Raw genomic sequence first — 24,642 nt, forward strand, 5'->3', positions numbered from 1 at the left:
TTAGGACGGGAGAGAATGGGTGATGAGTGGGATGGTAGTGCAGGAAAAATGGAATGCGTCCGTCTATTAAGAAACAAAACTTATAAAACATATAAGATATATTAATTTCATTTATAAAGATAAATATGCTATTCTGTAAGTAACGAAAGATTGTCCCGTTTTTGGGGGACTATGATTCAGACAAATGGAGGATAAAAATGAGTACAGTCAGACGCGTTTATGTGGAGAAAAAGCCGGAATTTGCGATTAAGGCGAAAGATCTGAAGCATGAAATCAAGCACTATCTGAACATCCAGACCGTAACCAACGTACGGGAGCTGATCCGGTACGATGTAGAAAATATCAGTGATGAGACATATGAGAAAGCATGTAAAGTAGTCTTTGCAGAGCCGCCGGTTGATATCTGCTATCAGGAAGATTTCCCGCGTGCAGAAGGTGCGAGAGTATTTTCCGTAGAATTCCTTCCGGGACAGTTTGATCAGAGAGCCGATTCTGCCGTACAGTGCGTGCAGTTCTTAAAAGAAGACGAGCAGCCGATCATCCGCTCCGCCGTTACGTATGTTATCGAAGGAGAGATGACTGATGAGCAGTTTGACGCAGTCAAAGCACACTGCATCAATCCGGTAGACTCCAGAGAGACAGGACTTGAAAAACCGGAAACCCTCGTGACAAAATTTGAAGAGCCGGCAGACGTCAAAATCTTCGACGGATTCATCGACATGCCGGAGGCAGAATTAAAAGCCCTGTATGATTCCCTCGGCCTTGCCATGACCTTCAAAGACTTCCTGCATATCCAGAACTACTTCCGCGGCGAAGAAAAACGAAATCCATCCATGACCGAGATCCGCGTACTCGATACCTACTGGTCCGATCACTGCCGCCATACCACCTTCTCCACCGAGCTTACCAACGTGACCTTCGGCGAAGGCGACTACTACGAGCCGATGAAAAAAAGCTACGACCGCTACTTAAGCGACCGTGAGGTACTCTACAAAGGCCGTGACGACAAATTCATCTGCCTTATGGACCTTGCCCTTCTGGCAATGAAAAAACTGAAATCCGAAGGAAAACTCGCAGATCAGGAAGAGTCTGATGAAATCAACGCATGCTCCATCGTCGTACCGGTAGATGTAGACGGAAAAGACGAAGAGTGGCTGATCAACTTCAAAAACGAGACCCACAACCACCCGACCGAGATCGAGCCGTTCGGTGGTGCAGCAACCTGCCTTGGCGGTGCAATCCGTGACCCGCTTTCCGGCAGAACCTATGTATATCAGGCAATGCGTGTGACCGGAGCCGCAGATCCGACCCGTCCGCAGAGCGAGACACTCGAAGGAAAACTTCCGCAGAAAAAACTCGTAAGAGAAGCAGCACACGGCTACAGCTCCTATGGAAACCAGATCGGTCTTGCAACCGGCTATGTCAAAGAAGTTTACCATCCGGACTACGTGGCAAAACGTATGGAGATCGGAGCCGTCCTTGGAGCAGCACCGCGCCGTGCCGTTGTCCGTGAAAATTCCGATCCGGGCGATATCATCATCCTGCTCGGCGGCCGTACTGGAAGAGACGGCTGCGGCGGTGCAACCGGTTCCTCCAAAGTACATACGACAGAATCCATCGAGACCTGCGGTGCAGAGGTACAGAAAGGAAACGCACCGACTGAGCGTAAACTGCAGAGACTGTTCCGCCGCGAGGAAGTCAGCCTTCTGATTAAAAAATGCAACGACTTCGGTGCAGGCGGAGTTTCCGTTGCCATCGGCGAGCTGGCACCGGGCCTTAAGATCAATCTGGACAAAGTACCGAAAAAATATGCCGGCCTCGACGGAACCGAGATCGCCATCTCCGAGTCCCAGGAGCGTATGGCCGTTGTCATCGACCCGAAAGACCGTGAGCAGTTCCTGAAATATGCCGCAGAAGAGAACCTGGAGGCAACCGAAGTTGCAGTCGTAACCGAGGACCCGCGTCTGGTACTCTCCTGGAGAGGAAAAGAGATCGTCAATATTTCCCGTGCATTCCTGGATACCAACGGAGCACATCAGGAGAATGATGTCTTCGTAGAGATTCCAAAAGCAGAGGACACCCCGTTAAAAAGAAGCGGTGACATTGCCGACGTGAAAGAAAAATGGCTGTCCACCCTGTCAGACCTCAACGCATGCTCCCAGAAAGGTCTTGTCGAGATGTTTGACTCCTCCATCGGAGCAGCCAGCGTGCTGATGCCGTACGGTGGAAAATATCAGCTGACTGAAACTCAGGCCATGGTTGCAAAAGTGCCGGTTCCGGATGGAAAAACCAACACCGTTACCATGATGAGCTACGGCTTTGATCCATACGTATCGAGCTGGAGCCCGTATCACGGAGCAGTCTATGCCGTAACCGAGTCCCTGTCCCGCATCGTGGCAGTCGGCGGCGATTACAGCAAAGTCCGCTTCACCTTCCAGGAATATTTCCGCAGAATGACTGAGGATCCGCACCGCTGGAGCCAGCCGTTCGCAGCACTTCTTGGTGCATACGACGCACAGATGGGCTACGGCCTGCCGTCTATCGGAGGAAAAGACAGTATGTCCGGTACCTTCAACCATATCGATGTACCGCCGACACTCGTATCCTTCGCGGTTGACGTTGCAAAATTAAAAGATGTAGTATCTCCGGAGCTGAAAAACACAGGAGACAAACTCGTGTGGATCCACCTTCCAGTCGACGCACATCTGCTTCCAGAGTACGAAGGCGTCATGGAAACCTACAGAAAACTGCATGAGGATATGCAGAACGGCCGTGTGAAAGCCGCTTATGTCGTAGACCGTCAGGGTATCGCAGCAGCCGTATCCAAGATGGCATTCGGTAATGCTCTCGGCGTAACCATCGAGCACAATGTAGACGAGAGAGATCTCTTTACTCCATATATTGCAGATCTGATCTGCGAAGTTCCGGCTGAAAAAGTCGGAGAGCTGGCAAGCACCTACACCGTCATCGGTGAAGTGACAGACAAACCGGTTCTTTCCTATAAAGACACCGAAATCACCATCCGCGAGGCCGTTTCCGCATGGAACAAACCGCTGGAAAAAGTATTCAAGACCGTATCCGGTGCAGAGCTTCCGGAGGTAGATGCCCTGAATGTGGCAGCAGCAGACGAAAACGGAATTGTTGCAGACAGCTGCTATCAGGCAAAGAGCATCCACGTATGCTCCCACAAGCTGGCACAGCCGACCGTATTCATTCCGGTCTTCCCGGGAACGAACTGTGAGTATGACAGCACCAGAGCTTTCGAGCGTGCCGGTGCAAAAGTTATCACTCAGGTATTCAGCAATCTTTCCGCAGAAGACATCCGCGGTTCTGTCGATGCCTTTGAAAAAGTCATCAACCAGGCGCAGATCATCATGTTCCCTGGCGGATTCTCCGCAGGTGATGAGCCGGATGGATCAGCAAAATTCTTTGCAACCGCATTCCAGAATGCGAAGATCAAAGAAGCTGTTACCAAACTGCTGAATGAGAGAGACGGACTTGCCCTTGGTATCTGCAACGGATTCCAGGCACTGATCAAACTGGGACTCGTTCCGTACGGTGAGATTCTCGGACAGACGGAGGATTCCCCGACTCTGACCTTCAACACTATCGGACGCCATATTTCCAAGATGGTTTACACGAAGGTTGTGACCAACAAATCCCCATGGCTGGCAGGCGCCGAGCTTGGCGGTGTTTACACCAACCCGGCATCCCACGGAGAGGGACGTTTCGTAGCATCGAAAGAGTGGATCGACAAGCTGATGGCAAACGGCCAGATTGCAACCCGCTACTGCGATGTCAACGGAAACCTGACCAACGACGAGTACTGGAATGTCAACGGTTCCTACTGCGGAATCGAGGGTATCACCAGCCCGGACGGCCGTGTCTTTGGTAAGATGGCACACGCAGAGCGCCGCGACAACGGCGTAGCAGTCAACATCTACGGAGAGCAGGATCTGAAGATCTTTGAGTCCGGTGTTGCTTACTTTAAATAAAATAAAACCAAAATAGAAGATTCCCGCAGAGAGGAAGAAAGCTCCTTTCTGCGGGAATTTTTTGTCAGAAACAGTAATTTCTGATTTCGAAAGAAAAAATTTGATTATGCGCCGCGGTGCAGTTATAACGCAATATTTTGCTTTATTAACAAAAGTAATAAGGTCAAATAGTAGAAATATTCTGAAAAAACGAAAGATTTCGATAGTCTCAACACATTACATATATGACGGGCCCGGAAGAGAAGGACAGCGAAATAACAGGAGGGAGAAAGAAGTGTATGAGACAAGAGAAGGAACGATTTTTTCAGATCATATTCGAGGAAAACAGTCATGTGCTGTTCCGTTATATCTGCGGTCAGTTGAACAATGACCGGGAGACGGCGAAGGATGTGCTGAACGATGTATGGGAGGTATTGGTGGTAAAATTTGAAACCGTTGCCGATCTCGAAGGAGAAGAGATGACGAAATGGCTGTTCTGTGTGGCAAAAAACAAGATCAAGAATCAGCGCAGAAAACATTATTATCAGAATGAAGTTTCCTATACACAGTATCAGAAAGAGAACAGAAATGAAGGGGAGGCGGCCGCGACAGCCGAGATTGAGGAACGAATGGTGATGCAGAACTGCATCCAGAACCTGAATCCGATGGATCAGCGCATTTTCTGGGGGAGAGCATATGGATTCAGCTACAAAGAGCTCAGCGGATTCTGCAAGAAAAGCGAGCAGGCGCTGCAGTGCCAGTACAGCCGCGCAATCAAGAAACTGCAGGGAATGATGAGTCAGGAAATCAGTCTGACGAGAGCGTAGAAAATGGAAATGGTATGCAGCGGAAACCTCAACTCTTACAATCCAAAAACAATAGAAATATCTAAAAAATTCTCTGCAGGAGAATATCCTGTGTCTAAAAATAAAGTGTTACCGTTTACATATCAAAAATCCGTTTTCCTCGTTGTCGTGGCGCGGAAATTGTGTTAAAATATTTTTAGAAAATTCACACGATGTGCGAGAAGGCAGAAAGGATGAAAACAACATGAAGGATGAGTACGTAGCCTATGTAGGCACTTATACCCATGGAAGCAGCATTGGTATTCATTTATATGATGTAAATGTAGAAGAAGGCACTCTGACAGAGCGAAAAGTCATACCGGTCAACAACTCTTCCCACATTGCCCGTTCCTTAAACGGCAAATACCTGTATTCGATTGCAGATGAAGGCGTTGCAGTGTTTGCAGTGGAGGATGACGGAGACCTGACCCCGATCAACAAAGTAGACATCGACGGCATGCGCGGCTGCTATCTGTCGGTGGACAAAACCGGAAGATACCTGTTCGTGGCAGGCTATCATGACGGAAAAGTAACCGTTGTACATACCCATAAGGACGGCCGCCTCGGAAGTCTGATGGACGGCGTGTTCCACAAGGGCCTTGGCAGTGTGGCAGAGCGTAACTTCCGCCCGCATGTCAGCTGTGTCGTTCCTACACCGGACAACAAATATGTCTGCGCAGTCGACAACGGCATTGACCAGATCAAAATGTACAAGCTGAACACACAGCGTGACCGCCTGAAACTGGTGGATATCCTGCGCTGTGAGCGTGAATCCGGTCCGAGAGAGATCGTTTTCAGTGAATCCGGAAAATACGCGTATGTCATTTACGAGCTGATGAACAAAGTCGATGTATTCAGCTACCGTGATACGGGAAACGGACCGGAATTTGAAAAACTGCAGTCGATCAGCACCACATCCGCGAACGTGGACCAGGCGCACGACGCTGCATCCGGCATGTGCCTTTCCCCGGATCACCACTACCTGTTTACTTCTACAGCCGGAGACAATACCGTAGCAATGTTCCATATCGACCCGGAGACCGGCTGCATGGAGAAGAAGTTTGCACTTCCGATCAGCGGCGAATATCCAAAGGATATTGCAATGTTCCCGGACGGAAAACATATCGCAGTGGCAAACCATGAGTCCAACACGATCACAACATTTACCGTTGATTATGAGAAAAACGTGCTGGTTCAGAAAGGCCGCCCGATGAAAGTGGAGACGCCGAACTGTATTCTGATTACGAAAAAAGGCGTTCACTAAAAAATAACGCAAAAATGCCTGCAGGAAGAACTGTATCCCGCAGGCATTTTTTGTGTTGAAGCCAGAAAGAAGCAGTCCGGCCTTTATTTCTCGTCCAGAGCCCAGACTTTCTTTACATTGTCCAGTTTGGCGCTCATGCCGACGAGCAGTGCGTCCGCCAGGACAAGAGCGGTCATGCATTCCACGACAACAACGGCGCGTGCAACGATGATCGGGTCGTGGCGGCCTTTGATTTCGATGGCAATATTTTCGCCGTCTTTGTTGATGGTCTGCTGGGAAGCAGCAACGGACGGGGTCGGTTTGAAACCAGCCCGGACAACGATATCGCTTCCGTCGCTGATACCGCCTAAAATACCGCCGGCGTGGTTGGTCAGCTTGACAATGGAGCCGTCCGCATTTACATGGAAGGCATCGTTATTGGTAAGCCCGGTAGCTGTGCAGACCGAGAAACCGTCTCCGATTTCCACGCCTTTTACGGCGCCGATGGAGACGAGTGCTTTTGCAAGGTTGGCATCGAGCTTTTCAAACACCGGATCGCCGACACCGGCCGGCATATGGTGAACGACACATTCGACCACACCGCCGACGGAATTTTTTTCCGCCATGGCTTTTGTTAAAAGCTCGGAAGCCTTTTCGGCAGCCTCTGCATCCGGCATATTCAGGGCGTTATTCGCGATTTCAGCGGTATCAAAAGACTGGATTTCCACGTCACCGATGGAGCGGGTGTAGGCGGAAACGGTGATGCCAAGCTCAGAGAGCATTTTTAAGGCAATGGCACCTGCAGCCACGCGTGCGATCGTCTCGCGTCCTGAGGAGCGTCCGCCGCCGCGGTAGTCGCGGAAACCGTATTTTGCATCAAACGTATAGTCGGCGTGGCCCGGTCTGTAATAGGAAGCAATGTCGCTGTAATCTTTGGAATGCTGATCCTCATTCCATACCACCATGGAAATCGGGGTACCGGTCGTTTTTCCTTCGAAAGTGCCGGATAAAATCTGAACGGTATCGGATTCTTTCCGTTTTGTGGTAAAGCGGTTCTGTCCCGGCTTCCTGCGGTCGAGGTAAAACTGAATATCCTCCTCGGAAAGCGAAAGGCCGGCCGGCACTCCGTCCACAACAACGCCCACGCCTTTTCCATGAGACTCTCCCCAGGTGGTCAGTCTGAAGATGGTACCAAATGATGATCCTGCCATATATAAAGTCCTCCTGAATTTTTTCGTATATTTATAAAATAACTGGAAAAGATTTCTAATAAATTATACCGGAAAGTAAAACATTCGTAAAGCTCTTTTTCGGAGACGAAATTCACCGTTATACCGTTTGACAAACGAAAAGGCAGCACGTATAATGAGAATGTATTTTCGGGCAGTGAAAGCCGGTAAAATAAAACAAACAAAAAGGAAGAGTGTGCATGAATTTTTTAGACAAAATGGAGCGAAAATATGGGAGATACGCGTTAAGCCATCTGACGATGTACATTATCGTAACGTACATTGCGGGATATATCATTGCGCTTGCGGCTCCCATCATGAGACAGTATCTGACGCTGGAACCATATTATATTCTGCACGGACAGATCTGGCGTCTGGTGAGCTGGATTCTGATTCCGCCGAGCAGCCTTGATATCTTTACGATCATCATGCTGTTTTTCTATTACTCAATCGGAACAAGCCTTGAGAGAGCCTGGGGAGATTTCAAGTATAATGTTTACATCTTTTCCGGCATTCTGATGACCATTATCGGTTCCTTCCTGCTGTATGGAATCTTATATGCAGTCAACGGATATCCGTCGCTGATGGGAACGGCATTCAGCACTTACTACATCAGCCTCTCGATTTTCCTTGGCTTTGCGATCAGCTTCCCGGATATGCAGGTACTGCTGTATTTCATTATTCCGATCAAAATCAAATGGCTGGCATACCTTGACGTAGCGCTTCTCGCCTACAGCATGATTACCAGCATCATGAGCGGAAACTGGGCAGGATGTGTTGTTATTCTTTGTTCCCTTGCAAACGTCCTTGTGTTCTTCCTGATGACAAGAAAAGGAAAACGCGGCTCTTTCCAGCAGAACAGACGCCGGAAGGAATTTAAAAAGGCCGTTTCAAGAGGCGAAGCCGAATACCGCAATCCGAACGGGATCACAAAACACAAATGTGCGATCTGTGGCCGGACCGAAAAAGATGATCCGAATCTGGAGTTCCGTTTCTGTTCCCGATGCAACGGAAACTATGAATACTGTCAGGATCACCTGTTTACGCATGAACATGTAAAATAAAGAAGGAGAGAAAGTATGAGAAGAACGAAAATTGTCTGCACCATGGGACCAAATACCAACTCCCGTGACCTGATGAAAAAACTGATTGAAACCGGAATGGATGTTGCTCGTTTTAATTTTTCTCATGGAGACCACGATGAGCAGAAAATGCGTATGGATATGCTGAAAGAGCTTCGAAAAGAGCTGAAAACTCCTGTGGCAATCCTTCTGGACACCAAAGGACCGGAAATTCGTACCGGCGTTTTAAAAGATGGAAAAAAAGTGAATCTGGTAACCGGACAGACTTTTACCCTGACAACCGTTCAGGAGACCGGAGATGAAAATCACTGTTCTGTCAGCTACACCGGCCTTACGGAAGATATCAAAGAGGGAGATACGATTTTGATCGATGATGGTCTGATCGGTCTGCGCGTAGAAAAAGTAAATGCACCGGAAATTGTCTGTACCGTAGTAAACGGCGGCGAGCTCGGAGAAAAAAAGGGCGTGAATGTACCAAACGTTTCGATCAATCTTCCGAACCTCACGGAGAAAGACAAAGGAGATCTTCTTTTTGGTATTGAACAGGATATTGATTTTGTTGCAGCTTCCTTTATCCGGAATGCAGAGGCAATTAACGAAATCCGTGAGTTCCTTGTGGCAAACGGAGGAGAGCATATTGATATCATTGCCAAGATCGAAAATGCGGAGGGTGTGCAGAACATCGACAGCATCATCGATGCGGCAGATGGTGTGATGGTTGCAAGGGGAGATCTTGGTGTAGAGATTCCGGCGTGCCAAGTACCGCATGTACAGAAAATCATCATTGAAAAATGCAATCATAAATACAAACCGGTTATCACAGCAACCCAGATGCTGGATTCCATGATCCGGAACCCGCGTCCGACCCGTGCAGAGGTAGCCGATGTTGCGAATGCAATTTATGATGGAACGGATGCGATCATGCTCTCCGGCGAAACAGCAGCCGGAAAATATCCGATCGAGGCAGTTACCATGATGGGAGAGATTGCCGAGCAGACGGAGCGTTATCTGAAATTCGAAGACTACCGCGATGGAAAAGCGCTGGAAGGAAAGCTAAATGTTTCCGCAGCAGTCGGAAGTGCAGCCGTTTCTATGGTAGAACACATCAAAGCAGCCTGCATTGTGACTCCGACGATGTCCGGTCAGACTGCAAGACTGATTTCCAACCTTCGTCCGAGCGTACCGATTTACGGCGTTACCCCATATGAATGGGCAAGAAGAAAAATGCAGCTCTACTGGGGCGTTCGTCCGGTGACCGGATACGAGGAAGATTCTACGGAGAACATCATTTCCCATGCTATGTATATGGTGCGCCGTGAGGAGCTTGTAGAACGTGGCGATATGGTTATTTTTACGGCCGGAGACCCTGCTACTAACGAGGTGACGGGTGAAGGATATATGACAAACATGCTTCACATTATTCAGGCAAAATAAGCAGAAGAAGGAGACAAAAGAGAATGACGAAGAAGCCTTTTGTAACAAAAGAAAAACTGGAAGAAATCGCAGCAGCAGTACCAACTCCGTTTCACATTTACGATGAAAAAGGAATTCGTGAGAATGCGAAAGCGGTAAAGGAAGCTTTTTCCTGGAATCCGGGATTTCGTGAGTATTTTGCTGTGAAAGCGAACCCAAACCCGACACTGATCAAAATGCTGGGGGAATATGACTGCGGATGCGACTGCTCTTCTTACACGGAGCTGATGCTTTCCGATGCGATGGGATTTGAGAAAGATAAAATCATGTTTTCATCCAACGTAACACCGGCTGCAGAGTATCAACTGGCTGCAGAGCTTGGTGCGATCATTAACCTTGATGATATTACACATATTGATTTTCTTGAGAAAACATTAGGCTACATTCCGAAGAAAATCTGCTGCCGTTATAACCCGGGCGGACTGTTTAAAATCAGCACCGACATCATGGATAATCCGGGAGATGCCAAATACGGTATGACAACCGAGCAGATTTTTGAGGCATTCCGCATTCTGAAGGCAAAAGGGGCAGAAGAGTTCGGCATCCATTCCTTCCTTGCAAGTAATACCGTAACCAACGATTACTACCCGGTTCTGGCAAAAACACTGTTTGAGCTGGCTGTAAAGCTGCAGGAAGAGACGGGCGTGAAGATTAAATTCATCAATCTTTCCGGCGGCGTCGGAATTCCGTACAAACCGGATCAGGAAGGCAATGACATCCGCGTGATTGGCGAGGGTGTACATAAAGTGTACGATGAAGTTCTTGTTCCGGCCGGCATGGGCGATGTTGCAATTTACACGGAAATGGGCCGTTTTATGATGGGACCGTACGGCGGACTCGTTACCCGCGCCATCCATCAGAAACACATCTACAAAGAGTACATCGGCTGCGACGCCTGCGCGGTCAACCTGATGCGGCCGGCAATGTACGGCGCTTACCACCACATCACGGTGATGGGAAAAGAAGATCAGCCGTGCGACCACAAATATGACGTAACAGGCTCCCTGTGCGAAAACAACGATAAATTCGCGATCGACCGCATGCTTCCGGAAGTGGAAGTCGGAGACCTCCTCTTCATCCACGACACCGGCGCACATGGATTTTCCATGGGATACAACTACAACGGAAAATTAAAATCTGCAGAGGTTCTGTTAAAAGAGGACGGCAGCTTTGAAGTCATCCGCCGCGCAGAAACCCCGAAAGACTATTTCGCTACACTGGATGGAACACCGGAGTATGAGAAGATGTTTGGAAATAAATAAGAGATAACAACAGTAAAACCCCTTTCAAAAAGAACCATGCGGCAGATGGCCGGTTCTTCGAAAGGGGTTTTCTTTCTTTCAAAAGCTGTTTTTTTGAAGGGAAGACAATAAAAAAAGATCTGCATCAACGTTCGTTTTTGCAGATCTTTTTTAGCTATGCCGCTGGCCGGACTCGAACCGGCACGGTTATTCACCGCTTGATTTTGAGTCAAGTGCGTCTACCAATTCCGCCACAGCGGCAGTGTTCGTAATCAGAACAAGATATATTTTACCATAAAAACAAGAAGGACGCAAGAGAAAAAAATGGAATAATTATCATAAAAACTTTCTAAAAAAGATTGACGAAAGGAAAAAATAGAAGTATAGTGTAAATAGTTTAGTACCATACTAAATTTTACATCATAAGTTCAAATAACGATTTATCGAAAACGCCATCGTTAGATGGTCCACAGTGTGTGGAACGAAAACTGTTGTCTTCATAGACAGCAGTTTTTTTGTTGTCTAAAATTAGAAATGAAACATGGTTATGATTCAGTACTGTGGGAACAGCAAGAACCAGGAAGTAGAATTGTTGAAAATAGGAAAGAAAAGATGTAAAAAATCAAAATATATGGTAAAATTAGATAAAATGTAGAAAATGGAGGAAAGAATAGATGAAAGGGGAATATTATCTCGGACTTGATATGGGAAGCAGTTCGGTTGGATGGGCTGTGACAAATGAGAAGTACGAAATTTTGCGCGCACATGGAAAAACACTTTGGGGTGTACGGCTATTTGACAGTGCACAGACTGCAGAAGAGAGAAGAGGGTTTCGGACAGCAAAACGAAGATTGGATCGTCGTAATTGGAGAATAGAATTGCTGCAGAAAATTTTTGCGGAAGAAGTAGAAAAGATAGATGATGGATTTTTTCGCAGAATGAAAGAGAGTCGTTACTGGCCAGAGGATAAGCGTGACAGGCGGGGAAAGTGTCCAGAACTTCCCTATGCATTGTTTGCGGATGATGATTACACAGACAAAGAATATCATAAACAGTTTCCAACCATCTATCATCTGAGAAAATGGTTAATGGAAACTGACGAAACGCCTGATATTCGCCTGATATATCTTGCTCTGCATCATATGATGAAACACAGAGGCCATTTTCTATTAAACGGAAATATCGAACAGGTAAGAGAATTTCAGACAACATTTGAACAGTTCCTTGAAGCAGTGCGGGCAGAAGAACTTGGCTTTTCTTCCGAGATTGGAGTGGAAAGAAGCAAGGAAATAGAGGCAATTTTAAAAGACCGGACATTGACCAAATCTGCGAAAAAGACAAAAGCAGTAAAAGCAATGCGGGCAGAAACATCCTGTGAAAAAGAGTGGCTGGGATTGATTACCGGTGGAACAGCAAAACTGGGAAATCTGTTTGGGGAAAAACAGATGGATACACTGGAACGGCCAAAACTTTGCTTCGCAGATGCAGGTTATGAAGAATACGCTGGAGAGATCGAAGCAGAGCTGGGAGAAAAATATGTATTAATTGAACACGCAAAAGCAGTGTACGATTGGGCTGTTCTGGCTGATATTTTGCAGAACTATTCTTCTCTTTCAGAGGCAAAAGTGGCACTTTATGAAAAGCATAAAAAAGATCTGAAAGATCTGAAAAAGCTGGTCAGAGAGAATCTTTCAAGGGAAGAATATCAGAGACTGTTTGCAAAAAAGGATGAAAAAGCTAATTATTATGCGTATATCAAGGCACCAAAACAATGTAGTCAGGAAGACTTTTACGGTTATCTGAAAAAGAATATTCTGGGCAAGATATCAGATGTGACGAAAGTATCCTGTATGCAGAAGGAAATGGAAATGGGAACGTTTCTTCCGAAACAGACTGTAAAAGACAACAGTGTCATTCCGTATCAGATTCATTTATATGAATTAAATGCAATCCTGAAAAATCTGGAAGATAAAGTTCCGCTACTGAAAGAGAATGGAGAGAAGATTCAAAAGATTTTCACATTCCGCATTCCGTACTACGTAGGACCCTTAAACGGAATTCGAAAAAAAGGGGAGAAGAGTAACTGGGCGGTACGAAAAGAAGGCAAAATATATCCATGGAACTTCGATGAGATGGTAGATTTGGAAGCAAGTGCAGAGCAGTTTATTCGAAGAATGACGAATAAATGTACTTATCTGCCAAGTGAAGATGTTTTACCAAAGTATTCTCTGCTGTATAGCAAATACGAAGTTTTAAATGAATTAAATAATCTGCGTTTGGATGGAGAAAAGATATCTGTAGAGCAGAAACAGAAAATATATGAAGAAGTATTCCAGAAAAGCAGAAAAGTTACACAGAAAAAACTGAAAAACTATTTAGTGAAAGAAGGAATTACCGGAAAAGAAGTTGAAATTACCGGAATTGATGGTGATTTCAAGAGTTCTCTTACGGCATACCATGACTTTAAAGAGAAATTAACAAATCTGTCACTGAACCAGGCGGAAAAAGAATGCATCATCCTGAACGTAACGCTGTTTGGAGATGATAAAGCGATACTGAAACAGAGATTAAAGAAACTGTTTCCGGAGTTGACAGAAAAACAAAGAGACAGCATAAGTAAACTGCCGTATCGTGGTTGGGGAAGACTCTCAAAAGTGTTTTTGGAAGAGACGGAAGCACCGGCACCGGAAACGGGAGAGGCATGGTCTATTATTCGGGCTTTGTGGGAGACGAATGACAATCTGATGCAACTGCTTAGCGAAAAATATTTGTTTGCATCGGCAATCGAAGAAAAGAATGGAAACGAACAGAAAAAACGGGATATTTCGTATGAATTAGTCGAGGAACTTTACGTATCACCGGCAGTGAAGCGGCAGATTTGGCAGAGCCTTTTGATTGTAAAGGAAATCTGTAAAGTAATGGGAAACCCACCGAAACGTGTTTTTATAGAAATGGCAAGAGAAAAAACCGATCAGGGAAGAACCTCTTCAAGAAAAAAGAAACTGCTGGAACTCTATAAAAAATGTAAAGCGGAAGAAAAAGACTGGATAGATGAGATTGAAAAACGTTCCGATGCGGAAATGAGAAGAGACAAGCTGTATTTGTATTATACGCAAAAAGGAAAATGCATGTATTCCGGTGAAACAATTGAACTGGAGGAATTGTGGGATAATCAGAAGTATGACATTGATCATATTTTTCCACAGTCCAAAGTGATGGATGATAGCCTGGATAACCGGGTACTTGTAAAGAAAAAGTGTAATCAGATGAAAGAGGATAAATATCCGATCGATGAAACAGTTCGGAAAAAAATGCAGCCATTCTGGAAATCTTTAGTGGATGCCGGATTGATCAGTGAAGAAAAATATAAACGGCTGATAAGAAGAAACGGATTTGAACCGTCTGAATTGGCTGGATTTATTTCCAGGCAGCTGGTGGAAACTCGTCAGAGTACAAAAGCGGCAGCAAGTATTCTGCAGCAGGTGATCCCGGATACACAGATTGTTTATGTGAAAGCGCCAACCGTTTCAAAGTTCCGTAAGGATTTTAAATTTCTGAAGGTACGGGAGATGAATGATTATCATCATGCGAAGGATGCTTATTTGAATATTGTCGTTGGCAACGCATATTTTGTAAAATTCACATCAAATCCGATTCACTTCATTAAGGAAAATCCGGGAAGAAGTTATAATCTGAAGAAGATGTTTGAACAGGAAAGAATTGAACGAAACGGAGAAATTGCCTGGGAAGGCGGGAACGGAACCATTGTGACAGTTCGAAAGTTTATGGAAAAGAACAACATTCTTGTGACGCGAAGATCGTATGAGGCAACAGGTGCATTGTTTGACCAGCAGATTGTCAAAAAAGGAAAAGGTCAGGTTCCGATCAAGAGCAGTGATGAACGGCTTTGTGATATACAGAAGTATGGAGGATATAACAAAGAGGCGGGAGCTTACTTTGTACTGGCAGAATCGGAGGGCAAAAAGGGAAAGAAAATACGAACAATCGAGTATGTGCCGATTCGTCTGAAAAAGGAAATTCAGAAGTCAGAAGAAAATATAATTCGGTATCTGGAAGAGGAAAGACAGTTAAAGAATCCGCGAGTGCTGGTGCCGGAAATCAAAATAGATACTCTGTTTTGTGTGGACGGATTTTATATGTGGGTTTCCGGAAGATCAGGAGATCAGCTATTGATGCAAGGTGCAAATCAGCTGGTACTTTCCCAGGAAGAAATGGAAATACTGAAAAAAATAGTACAGTACGTGGAACGTAAAAAACAGAATAAAGAACTGAAAATTTACGATTCCGACCATTTAGAAGAAAAGAAGGTGGTGATGCAGTATGAAACCTTTTTAAATAAATTAACAAATACGGTATATGCAAAAAAACTTGGAGCACAGGCAAAGACATTAACGGAAAAAAGAGAAAAATTTAAAGAATTATGCATAGAAGAAAAGTGTATCGTTTTGTATGAAATTTTACATTTTTTCCAGTGCCAGAGTGTTACCGCTGATTTGAAATTAATTGGAGGATCTGGAAGAGCAGGAATTTTGTATCTCAACAAAAATATAACCGATTGCAGTCGAATCGAAATGATTCATCAATCGCCAACCGGTATTTACGAGCAGGCAGTAGACCTGAATGCATTATGAGCTGGCGGATTGTGGTTATTTCCAAACGGGCAAAGCTGGACTATCAGCTTGGTTATCTTGTGGTGCGAAATGAGGAAGTAACAAAAATACATTTAAGTGAAATATCAACCATTCTGATTGAGTCAACAGCAGCAACAGTCACAACAAGTCTGCTGGCAGAGCTGACAAAAAAGAAAATAAAAGTGATTTTTTGCGATGAAAAGAGAAATCCATCGTCGGAACTGGTTGGGTATTACGGAAGTCATGATACCAGCAATAAGGTCAGAAAGCAGATTCAGTGGAGCCGGCACAGTAAAGAAGCGATCTGGACAGAGATTGTGACGGAAAAAATACGAAAACAGAAGGAACTGTTAAAAAATCTGGGAAAGGAAGAAGCGGGTCTGTTAGAAGCATATTTACAGGAGATTGGCTGGAACGATGAGACAAACCGGGAAGGGCATGCGGCAAAGGTATATTTTAATGCGTTGTTCGGTATGACATTTACCAGAACTGCGGATTGTCCGGAAAATGCAGCGCTGAATTACGGATATAGCATTTTGTTGTCTGCGTTTGCGAGAGAAATTGTAGCGAGCGGTTATATTACACAGCTCGGACTCTTTCATGATAATATGTTTAATCAGTTTAATCTGGCGTCCGATTTGATGGAACCGTTCCGTGTCCTGATTGACCGGGAAGTAATCCAAATGCAGAGGAAAGAATTTACGCATGAGGAAAAAATACAATTGGTCAATGTATTAAACAACGAAGTCATGATAGACGGGAAAACACAGTATGTGAATAATGCCATAAAAATTTACTGTAAAAGTGTATTTGATGCCTTAAATGAGAATGACAGTGCATTGATCCGGTTTTACGGCCTATGAGTTATCGTTTTATGAGAGTATTGGTACTGTTTGATCTTCCGGTGCTGACGGGCGATCAGAGAAGAGAATATGCGAGATTTCAAAAGTTTTTATTGAAAAGCGGATTCCTGATGCTCCAGGAATCCGTATACTGTAAGCTTGCGTTAAATACAACTGCAGTGAATGGAATCGTGGATCAGATTCATAAAAATAAGCCGGAAGAAGGCCTGCTACAGCTTTTAACGGTGACTGAGAAGCAGTATGCGAAAATGGATCTGATTGTTGGGAACGTAAAGAGCGAAGTGTTGAATACGGATGAAAGGCTGGTGATTTTATGAAACTGGTACATGTGGACTTGGAAAAACCTATTGCGATTCATCGGAACTGTCCCACGGAATGGATTATAGAATCACCGGAGCTGTTTTTAAAATATGTGGAGCAGCTGCAAAAACAAAATCAGGGAGAGGAGGGAAATTTCGTACTTTCTAAAGCTGACACAGAGCTGAATATGAAAAGAGATGTGGAATTGGTATTAACGCCCTTTTCTCTTGATTTTGCGGATCACAGAATACAAAAACGGTTATTTACAGAGCTGGTCAAAAGTGCGCAAAATGAAGAAATGTTTCTGGAAACACAGAGAATTATTGCGGAACTGAAGAAATACATCTATCAATTGGAAGCTGTCAGTGGGTACGAATTGGAACAAAATGAGGAAATCGATTTGAGCGCACTCCTAAAATTGATGGGAGTTCAGACAGAAACCGAAAAAGAGATGGGACTTCTGGAAAAATTAACGCAATATATCAAAGTTATGGCCGAACTTCTCCAAAAAGAACTGGTGATTTTAGTCAATATTCGATCCTATCTGAACGAAACACAAATAAACAAACTCTCCCAAATGGCATGCTACTATGAAATATCCTTGCTTTTCATAGAAAATATACAAAGGGACTTTTCGAATCAGAGAGAATATTATATAATTGACAAAGATGGATGTGATGTCTATTAATATCCATCGGATGTTTGAGTACCTGTTTTGTGCAGATGAAAGCAGTTCATTTTTAAATTTGAGGTTTGAGAATGATGTAAAAATGTATGGTACTCAAACAAATGCCGTCAGAGTCCCAATTTGCCGCCTGTTTGAGAATGATGTAAAAATGTATGGTACTCAAACAAGGAGTAGTGAGCAATGAGAACAGAAAGCGTTTGAGAATGATGTAAAAATGTATGGTACTCAAACCTTCCATGAGGGCGACTGTCTTGCAACGCTGTTTGAGAATGATGTAAAAATGTATGGTACTCAAACTTCAGTGTCACGGCGTCGTGTGTCTGCTGGGTTTGAGAATGATGTAAAAATGTATGGTACTCAAACCTTGTACATCGGCTGTCCGTCAACTTCCATGTTTGAGAATGATGTAAAAATGTATGGTACTCAAACTATTTTGTGCGCTTTTGGGCATCCCGGATCAGTTTGAGAATGATGTAAAAATGTATGGTACTCAAACAGAAATCTGGCCGATCTGGTGAAGATCTCGGTTTGAGAATGATGTAAAAAATGTATGGTACTCAAACAGGACGCAAGCGTCGCCATTCATCAGCCAGGTTTGAGAATGATGTAAAAATGTATGGTACTCAAACAGTATTACGAAGAGGGTTATATTTATATTAGTTTGAGAATGATGTAAAAATGTATGGTACTCAAACTTTTTCTTGTTGTTGTCCAGTCGTGTTGTCGTTTGAGAATGATGTAAAAATGTATGGTACTCAAACGCTAATTGCTATCTCATCATCATCGCAGTCGTTTGAGAATGATGTAAAAATGTATGGTACTCAAACACATTGTTTTCATGCACAGGTATAAGCCTAGTTTGAGAATGATGTAAAAATGTATGGTACTCAAACTGACGATATGCCACCCGCCGAATGGGAAGAGTTTGAGAATGATGTAAAAATGTATGGTACTCAAACTTTCCACCTCCCCTAAATCTGTAAGTAATGGTTTGAGAATGATGTAAAAATGTATAGTACTCAAACATTTTCAGGGCAAATTCTGCTAAATCGTACGTTTGAGAATGATGTAAAATTTATTTTTGTGAACAACAAGAATAGATAATTCAAAATGAAATATTCAGAAGACAGTATGAAATCGACTTAATTGTCTTTTTCTTGCTGTCTTTTTCCTTGTCTCAAAGCGCCGCACCATGTATAATAAAACCACAAGAATTTCATTTCATAGTTTTTACAGGAGGAACCTGAATCATGATCCTTGCAATAGACATCGGCAACACGAACATCGTCCTTGGGTGTGTGGAAGGGAAAAAAACATACTTCATCGAAAGACTCTCCACGGACAAGGCAAAAACAGAGCTGGAATACGCAGTCAGCCTGAAAAATGTACTGGAACTGTATGAGATTCCGGTGGAGCAGATCGAAGGAGGTATCATCTCTTCCGTTGTTCCGCAGGTGACAGAGCTCTGCCGGAGTGCGGCAGAAAAAGTGATTAAAAAGCCGGTCAAAGTTGTCGGCCCCGGTGTGAAGACCGGACTTAATATCAAACTGGACGACCCCGCAACGGCAGGAAGCGATCTTGTTGTTGTAGCAGTAGCAGCGCTGAATGAATACACATGTCCGCAGATTCTTATCGATATGGGAACTGCCACGACGATGAGTGTACTTGATCAGAAAGGAAGCTTCATCGGAGGCGTGATTCTTCCGGGACTTCGTACTTCGCTGGATGCTCTCGTATCAAATGCCGCGCAGCTTAGCCAGACCAGTCTGACAGCACCGAAAAAAGTCATTGGCAAAAATACGCTGGACTGTATGAAAGGCGGTATGATTTATGGAAACGCTGCCAGCATCGACGGCATGATCGAACGGATGGAAGAAGAACTTGGCTGCAAATGCACGATTGTGGCTACCGGAGGTCTGGCGAAAGCTGTGATTCCGCACTGCAGACATGACATCATCATCGATGAGAATCTGCTCCTGAAAGGTCTTCAGATCATCTACGAGAAAAACAGGTAGGGAAACCGTTTGTTGACAAAGTTTGCGAATTGTTATAACATATGTATAACAAAACGATACGAGAAAGCAGGGTGTAACTATGTATTATGAGACAATACAGATCGATTTCAACAGCGATGAAGCGATCTATATCCAGCTGAGAAATCAGATTATTCTGGGTATTGCCACTTCCAGAATTCAGGAAGGAGATACTCTACCTTCGGTAAGACAGCTCGCAGACAATATCGGTATCAACATGCATACCGTAAATAAGGCCTACAGCGTACTCCGGCAGGAGGGGCTTCTTTCGATTGACCGAAGAAAAGGAGCCGTTATCTCTATCGATGCGGATAAACTGTATGCCATGCAGGAACTGCGCGAAGATCTGCAGGTGATTCTTGCAAAAGCCGTCTGCAAAAATATATCAAAAGAAGAAGTACATCAGCTTGTAGATGAAATTTACAGCAATTACGCAGACGAAACATGAAGGAGACAATAGTATTATGAGAGAAGGATATACCAGTCAGGCAAAAAAAGCACTGGCATATGCGGTTAGGACAGCTGAAAAATGTGGACATAATTACGTAGGAACCGAACACCTTCTGATCGGACTTCTGAACGTGGAGGATGGCACAGCAGGCATGGTGCTTTCTGAGTTTCACGTAGATGCCGGACAGCTTACCGAACTGATTGACCGTCTGATTGCACCAGGCGGAAACACCGTGACCGAATCCCGACCGGGCTATACTCCGCGGGTACGCAGAGTGCTTGAAAATGCAGAAGCGGAGGCAGCGCGTTTTAAGAGCAGAGCTGTGGGAACCGAGCATCTGCTGATCGCAATCTTAAAAGAAAGTGACTGTGTTGCTACCCGTTTGCTTTTTACCATGGGGATCAACATTCAGAAACTATATGGAGCAATCCTTACTGCCATGGGCGAGGCACCGCTGCAGGGCGGTGCAAGCGGAAATGCAAATACCGGCCGCGGACCGCAGACAAGAGGTGGAGCGCAGACCAGCGAAACGCCGGCACTGGACCAGTACAGCCGGGATCTAACTGAGCTTGCGCGCGAAGGAAAACTCGATCCGGTTGTCGGCCGTGGGCAGGAAATTGAGCGTGTCATTCAGATCTTAAGTCGCCGGACAAAAAACAACCCGTGTCTGATCGGAGAGCCGGGTGTCGGAAAAACGGCGATTGCGGAAGGTCTGGCGCAGCGGATTGCCCTTGGCATTGTGCCGGAAACGATCCGCGATAAGCGAGTTGTTGTCCTTGACCTTTCCGGAATGGTAGCCGGAAGCAAATACCGCGGTGAGTTCGAAGAACGTATCAAACGTGTCGTCAAGGAAGTGACGGACAATGAAAATATTCTGCTGTTCATCGATGAACTTCACACCATCATCGGGGCCGGCGGTGCAGAGGGAGCACTCGATGCATCCAATATCTTAAAACCGTCCCTTTCCCGCGGAGAAATTCAGCTCATCGGTGCAACCACGCTCGAAGAATACCGTAAATACATCGAAAAAGATGCCGCATTGGAGCGCCGTTTCCAGCCGGTGAAAGTAGAAGAACCGACAGAAAGCGAAGCACTTGATATCTTAAAAGGCCTGCGCCCATACTACGAACGCCACCACGGCGTGGAAATCACCGATGAAGCACTGGAAGCAGCCGTAAAAATGAGCGTCCGCTACATCAACGACCGTTTCCTGCCGGATAAAGCCATCGATCTGATCGATGAGGCATCCGCAGGCGTACAGCTCGCCGGCTACCAGGTGCCGGACAACATGGCAAAAGAGGAGCAGACACTGTTCGAAGTACAGAAAGAAAAAGAATCCGCGATCAGTACCGGCGATTTTGAGCAGGCAAAAGAACTGCAGGCGCGCCAGCAGGAGCTCGAAAAAGATCTGGAGCAGATCCGAAAACGCTTTGAACGCCGTTGCAAAAACAAAAAACTGCAGGTAACAGAAGAAGAAATCGCAAAAACCGTATCCACCTGGACGAAAATTCCGGTACAGCGTCTCGCGGAAGGAGAATCGAAACGTCTGGCAAGACTGGAGCAGACACTCCATAAACGCGTTGTCGGCCAGGAAGAAGCCGTGACAGCTGTGGCAAAAGCCGTAAAACGAGGCAGAGTCGGATTAAAAGACCCGAACCGTCCGACAGGATCCTTCCTGTTTCTTGGACCGACCGGTGTCGGAAAAACAGAACTTTCCAAAGCACTCGCCGAGGCAGTTTTCGGTACAGAGCAGGCCCTGATCCGCGTTGATATGTCGGAATACATGGAGAAACACAGCGTTTCCAAGCTGATCGGTTCCCCTCCGGGATACGTTGGCTACGAGGAAGGCGGCCAGCTCTCTGAAAAAGTGCGCCGCAACCCGTACAGTGTGATCCTGTTCGATGAGATCGAGAAAGCTCACCCGGATGTGTTCAACATTCTGCTGCAGGTACTTGATGATGGCCATATCACCGACGCGCAGGGCAGAAAAGTTGATTTCAAACAGACCTGCATTATCATGACATCCAATGCCGGAGCACAGAACATTGTAGCGCCGAAACGCCTTGGATTCCTTTCGACAGAAGATGAGCGGAAAGACTACGAATACATGAAGGGCCAGGTGATGGAAGAAGTCAAACGGATGTTTAAGCCGGAATTCCTGAACCGAATCGACGAGATTATTGTATTCCATCAGCTTACCAAGGCGGATATGAAGAAGATTCTGCAGATTCTGCTCAAAGATCTGGAGCGCCGCTGCAAGGAGCAGATGGACATTGAATTGAAAGTCCGTGACACCGTGAAAGAATATCTCGTGGAAAACAGCTTCGACAGCAAGTACGGTGCCCGCCCGTTAAAACGCGCGATCCAGAGCAAAATTGAGGATCCGCTCGCAGAAGCCATCCTGAACGGAGAAGTGAAAAAAGGCGATACCGTTGCGGCTGGAATGAATAAGAAAGAGATTACATTTAAGGTTCTTGAGAAAAAATAATATAAAATTCCATAAATTATATGGTAAAATCTTTTCGATTATGGTATGATTTTCACAAACAAACGAAACACCACAAAAGACAAGACCAGGAGGGCATTTACAAATGTCAGTAGTAAAAGAATTAATCCGCACAGAGGCAGACGGAGGCATCAGCTTCGGAGATTATGAGCTTGCGGCAAAGGCAAAAAAATCTGATTTTGAGCACAGAGGAGATCTGTATAAAGTAAAAACCTTTAAGGAAATCACAAAGCTGGAGAGAAACGGACTGTTCGTATACGAATCTGTTCCGGGAACCGCAGTTACCGATCTGAACGTATTCGACGGCGGCATGACCTTCAAAGTAGAAGGACCGGAGGATGCACAGATCACCGTTGAAATGGAAGCAGAGACCGAATACAAGGTGCTGCTCGACGGTGTAAACGTTGGCCACATGACCACAAACCTCGGCGGAAAACTTTCCTTCAGCGTAGAGCTGGAAAAAGCAGAGAATGTAGCAGTAGAAATCGTAAAAGCATGATGAAATAAGAAAAGAAGGCTGTCGCAGAACGTGTGCGGCAGCTTTTTTTGACAATTATAAGGGAGACACAACTATGGCAAAAGCAAAAAAAACAGCCTTTTTCTGCCAGAACTGCGGATATGAGTCAGCAAAATGGATGGGCCAGTGTCCGGCGTGCAGAGAATGGAATACGTTTGTGGAGGAACCGACGGCGGCCAAAACACCGGCGGGAAACCAGGGGCTCGGAAGCCACAGCGCAGCGGGCAGAAAGCCGGTGCATCTGACGGAAATTTCAACAGGAAAAGAAGAGCGTATCCCGACGGGAATCGGAGAACTCGACCGGGTGCTCGGCGGAGGAATCGTGCCGGGTTCCCTGACACTGGTCGGCGGCGATCCGGGAATTGGAAAATCCACACTCCTTCTGCAGGTGTGCCGCATGCTGTCCACAGCAGGACATCAGGTTTTATACATTTCCGGCGAGGAGTCCCTGCGCCAGATCAAACTGCGCGCCGTGCGGATCGGAGAATTTAATGAAAATCTGTCCCTGCTCTGTGAGACGAATCTTGACATCATCCGCGCCGTCATGGAAAAAGAGAAGCCGGAGATTGCCGTCATCGACTCGATCCAGACCATGTACAACGAGGAGGTCAGCTCCGCGCCGGGCAGTGTATCCCAGGTCCGGGAATCGACGAATGTGCTGATGCAGATTGCAAAGGGAATGGGAATTTCGATCTTTATCGTCGGTCATGTGACAAAAGACGGTAATGTGGCCGGCCCACGTGTGCTGGAACACATGGTAGATACCGTGCTGTACTTCGAGGGCGACCGTCATGCGTCCTACCGGATTCTACGCGGCGTCAAAAACCGTTTTGGTTCTACAAATGAGATCGGCGTCTTCGAAATGCAGACAGAGGGACTCGTGGAAGTGAAAAATCCATCGGAGTACATGCTGAACGGACGGCCGGAGGGAGCTTCCGGTTCGGTTGTCGCATGCTCCATGGAGGGAACGCGCCCGATCCTGATCGAGATTCAGGCACTGGTCTGCCACAGTAATTTCGGAATCCCGCGCCGCACCGCAGCAGGATGCGATTTCAACCGTGTGAACCTGCTGATGGCAGTGCTGGAAAAACGCGCAAGAGTCAATCTTTCGACAAGCGATGCCTACGTCAACATCGCAGGCGGAATCAAGATGAATGAGCCGGCGATCGATCTTGGCATCGCACTTGCCGTCGTATCGAGCTACAAAGATCAGGTGATCGATGAGAAAACGGTCGTATTTGGCGAGGTCGGCTTAAGCGGTGAGGTCCGCGCCGTCAGCATGGCGGAACAGCGTGTACTGGAAGCAAAAAAACTGGGCTTCGAGCGGGTGATTTTACCTGCTGTCTGCATGAAGTCCGTGGAGAAAATCGGTGGAATCGCACTGATTCCGGTGGAAAATATTCAGGATGCGATTCTGCGCGTGGGGAAAAATTAGAAGGAAGTTGTGGAAAAAGGACCGGCGTGTGATGCGTACGGTCTTTTTTAAAAAATTCAGATAAAATATAAAATATGCAGAATTAACTATATTTTTCTAAAAATAAGAAA

At 45.7% G+C, this 24,642-nt stretch carries 16 protein-coding genes, 1 tRNA gene and 2 CRISPR repeat arrays; of the genes, 15 read left to right on the forward strand and 2 right to left on the reverse strand.

Features of this window, described 5'->3' with window-relative positions; all coding sequences use genetic code 11:
- Window positions 1-197 precede the first annotated feature (197 nt).
- The 3 genes from DWW13_RS15460 (at window position 198) to DWW13_RS15470 (ending at window position 6,083) form a co-directional block, all read left to right on the forward strand.
- On the forward strand, window positions 198-3,995 hold the full coding sequence (locus tag DWW13_RS15460; RefSeq protein ID WP_117762150.1) for a phosphoribosylformylglycinamidine synthase: 3,798 nt from the start codon (window positions 198-200) through the stop codon (window positions 3,993-3,995).
- 278 nt (window positions 3,996-4,273) lie between these two features.
- Entirely contained in the window at window positions 4,274-4,801 is a 528-nt protein-coding gene (locus tag DWW13_RS15465; RefSeq protein ID WP_022463214.1) for an RNA polymerase sigma factor, read from the forward strand.
- 223 nt (window positions 4,802-5,024) lie between these two features.
- Complete coding sequence (locus tag DWW13_RS15470) at window positions 5,025-6,083, forward strand: lactonase family protein (RefSeq protein ID WP_117762149.1); 1,059 nt, start codon at window positions 5,025-5,027, stop codon at window positions 6,081-6,083.
- An 83-nt stretch (window positions 6,084-6,166) separates the two neighbouring features.
- Here the strand turns inward: DWW13_RS15470 and aroC are convergent, their stop codons facing one another.
- Complete coding sequence (gene aroC / locus DWW13_RS15475) at window positions 6,167-7,273, reverse strand: chorismate synthase (RefSeq protein ID WP_117762148.1); 1,107 nt, start codon at window positions 7,271-7,273, stop codon at window positions 6,167-6,169.
- A gap of 218 nt (window positions 7,274-7,491) precedes the next feature.
- On the opposite strand from aroC, the gene DWW13_RS15480 reads away from it, so the two are divergent.
- From DWW13_RS15480 to DWW13_RS15490, 3 genes are read left to right on the forward strand one after another with little or no spacing between them, the layout of a single operon-like run.
- Window positions 7,492-8,355, forward strand: a complete 864-nt coding sequence (locus DWW13_RS15480) for a hypothetical protein (RefSeq protein WP_055228519.1) — start codon at window positions 7,492-7,494, stop codon at window positions 8,353-8,355.
- 15 nt (window positions 8,356-8,370) lie between these two features.
- Window positions 8,371-9,807 (forward strand): pyruvate kinase, encoded by a 1,437-nt coding sequence (pyk, locus tag DWW13_RS15485; RefSeq protein ID WP_022463218.1) that lies wholly within the window; start codon window positions 8,371-8,373, stop codon window positions 9,805-9,807.
- A gap of 23 nt (window positions 9,808-9,830) precedes the next feature.
- Window positions 9,831-11,108: a diaminopimelate decarboxylase gene (locus tag DWW13_RS15490; RefSeq protein ID WP_117814292.1), complete on the forward strand. Its 1,278-nt coding sequence runs from the start codon at window positions 9,831-9,833 to the stop codon at window positions 11,106-11,108.
- A gap of 157 nt (window positions 11,109-11,265) precedes the next feature.
- Here DWW13_RS15490 and DWW13_RS15495 read toward each other — a convergent pair.
- Window positions 11,266-11,348: transfer RNA gene (locus tag DWW13_RS15495), tRNA-Leu, on the reverse strand.
- Window positions 11,349-11,761: 413 nt separating this feature from the next.
- Here DWW13_RS15495 and cas9 point away from each other — a divergent pair.
- From cas9 to radA, 9 genes are all read left to right on the forward strand, one after another.
- Window positions 11,762-15,739, forward strand: coding sequence for a type II CRISPR RNA-guided endonuclease Cas9 (gene cas9, locus DWW13_RS15500; RefSeq protein WP_118720526.1), 3,978 nt, complete (start codon window positions 11,762-11,764; stop codon window positions 15,737-15,739).
- Window positions 15,736-16,602: a type II CRISPR-associated endonuclease Cas1 gene (gene cas1 / locus DWW13_RS15505; protein WP_117814296.1), complete on the forward strand. Its 867-nt coding sequence runs from the start codon at window positions 15,736-15,738 to the stop codon at window positions 16,600-16,602. Before cas9 ends, cas1 begins: the two co-directional genes overlap by 4 nt.
- Window positions 16,603-16,613: 11 nt before the next feature.
- Window positions 16,614-16,919 (forward strand): CRISPR-associated endonuclease Cas2, encoded by a 306-nt coding sequence (cas2, locus tag DWW13_RS15510; protein WP_118640958.1) that lies wholly within the window; start codon window positions 16,614-16,616, stop codon window positions 16,917-16,919.
- The gene (gene csn2, locus DWW13_RS15515) at window positions 16,916-17,590 is read left to right on the forward strand and encodes a type II-A CRISPR-associated protein Csn2 (RefSeq protein ID WP_117510242.1); all 675 of its coding nucleotides are present in this window, start codon (window positions 16,916-16,918) and stop codon (window positions 17,588-17,590) included. The genes cas2 and csn2 overlap by 4 nt, the downstream gene beginning before the upstream one ends.
- 63 nt (window positions 17,591-17,653) lie before the next feature.
- Window positions 17,654-18,087: a CRISPR direct-repeat array (repeat unit 36 nt; unit sequence GTTTGAGAATGATGTAAAAATGTATGGTACTCAAAC).
- Between the two features lie 96 nt (window positions 18,088-18,183).
- Window positions 18,184-18,615: a CRISPR direct-repeat array (repeat unit 36 nt; unit sequence GTTTGAGAATGATGTAAAAATGTATGGTACTCAAAC).
- Between the two features lie 225 nt (window positions 18,616-18,840).
- Window positions 18,841-19,605, forward strand: a complete 765-nt coding sequence (locus tag DWW13_RS15520) for a type III pantothenate kinase (RefSeq protein WP_118595508.1) — start codon at window positions 18,841-18,843, stop codon at window positions 19,603-19,605.
- Window positions 19,606-19,684: 79 nt separating this feature from the next.
- A complete protein-coding gene (locus DWW13_RS15525) occupies window positions 19,685-20,071 on the forward strand; it encodes a GntR family transcriptional regulator (protein ID WP_117510240.1) in 387 nt (128 codons plus the stop codon).
- A 16-nt stretch (window positions 20,072-20,087) separates the two neighbouring features.
- Complete coding sequence (locus DWW13_RS15530) at window positions 20,088-22,562, forward strand: ATP-dependent Clp protease ATP-binding subunit (RefSeq protein WP_117762143.1); 2,475 nt, start codon at window positions 20,088-20,090, stop codon at window positions 22,560-22,562.
- 103 nt (window positions 22,563-22,665) lie between these two features.
- Complete coding sequence (locus DWW13_RS15535) at window positions 22,666-23,079, forward strand: endosialidase (RefSeq protein ID WP_118640956.1); 414 nt, start codon at window positions 22,666-22,668, stop codon at window positions 23,077-23,079.
- Window positions 23,080-23,152: 73 nt separating this feature from the next.
- Window positions 23,153-24,532, forward strand: coding sequence for a DNA repair protein RadA (radA, locus tag DWW13_RS15540; protein ID WP_118640954.1), 1,380 nt, complete (start codon window positions 23,153-23,155; stop codon window positions 24,530-24,532).
- Window positions 24,533-24,642 lie beyond the last annotated feature (110 nt).

Origin of the sequence: Blautia sp. AF14-40 (assembly GCF_003479665.1) — a bacterium.
In the GTDB taxonomy this organism is placed as follows: Bacteria; Bacillota; Clostridia; order Lachnospirales; family Lachnospiraceae; genus Fusicatenibacter; species Fusicatenibacter saccharivorans.

Excerpts from the sequence above, each read along its gene's own strand:
- cas9 (WP_118720526.1), top strand. The coding sequence starts at position 11,762 with ATGAAAGGGGAATATTATCTCGGACTTGATATGGGAAGCAGTTCGGTT.
- DWW13_RS15535 (WP_118640956.1), top strand. The coding sequence starts at position 22,666 with ATGTCAGTAGTAAAAGAATTAATCCGCACAGAGGCAGACGGAGGCATC.
- DWW13_RS15520 (WP_118595508.1), top strand. The coding sequence starts at position 18,841 with ATGATCCTTGCAATAGACATCGGCAACACGAACATCGTCCTTGGGTGT.
- cas2 (WP_118640958.1), top strand. The coding sequence starts at position 16,614 with ATGAGAGTATTGGTACTGTTTGATCTTCCGGTGCTGACGGGCGATCAG.
- csn2 (WP_117510242.1), top strand. The coding sequence starts at position 16,916 with ATGAAACTGGTACATGTGGACTTGGAAAAACCTATTGCGATTCATCGG.
- cas1 (WP_117814296.1), top strand. The coding sequence starts at position 15,736 with ATGAGCTGGCGGATTGTGGTTATTTCCAAACGGGCAAAGCTGGACTAT.
- DWW13_RS15460 (WP_117762150.1), top strand. The coding sequence starts at position 198 with ATGAGTACAGTCAGACGCGTTTATGTGGAGAAAAAGCCGGAATTTGCG.
- DWW13_RS15470 (WP_117762149.1), top strand. The coding sequence starts at position 5,025 with ATGAAGGATGAGTACGTAGCCTATGTAGGCACTTATACCCATGGAAGC.
- DWW13_RS15530 (WP_117762143.1), top strand. The coding sequence starts at position 20,088 with ATGAGAGAAGGATATACCAGTCAGGCAAAAAAAGCACTGGCATATGCG.
- DWW13_RS15465 (WP_022463214.1), top strand. The coding sequence starts at position 4,274 with ATGAGACAAGAGAAGGAACGATTTTTTCAGATCATATTCGAGGAAAAC.
- aroC (WP_117762148.1), bottom strand. The coding sequence starts at position 7,273 with ATGGCAGGATCATCATTTGGTACCATCTTCAGACTGACCACCTGGGGA.
- DWW13_RS15490 (WP_117814292.1), top strand. The coding sequence starts at position 9,831 with ATGACGAAGAAGCCTTTTGTAACAAAAGAAAAACTGGAAGAAATCGCA.
- DWW13_RS15480 (WP_055228519.1), top strand. The coding sequence starts at position 7,492 with ATGAATTTTTTAGACAAAATGGAGCGAAAATATGGGAGATACGCGTTA.
- radA (WP_118640954.1), top strand. The coding sequence starts at position 23,153 with ATGGCAAAAGCAAAAAAAACAGCCTTTTTCTGCCAGAACTGCGGATAT.
- pyk (WP_022463218.1), top strand. The coding sequence starts at position 8,371 with ATGAGAAGAACGAAAATTGTCTGCACCATGGGACCAAATACCAACTCC.
- DWW13_RS15525 (WP_117510240.1), top strand. The coding sequence starts at position 19,685 with ATGTATTATGAGACAATACAGATCGATTTCAACAGCGATGAAGCGATC.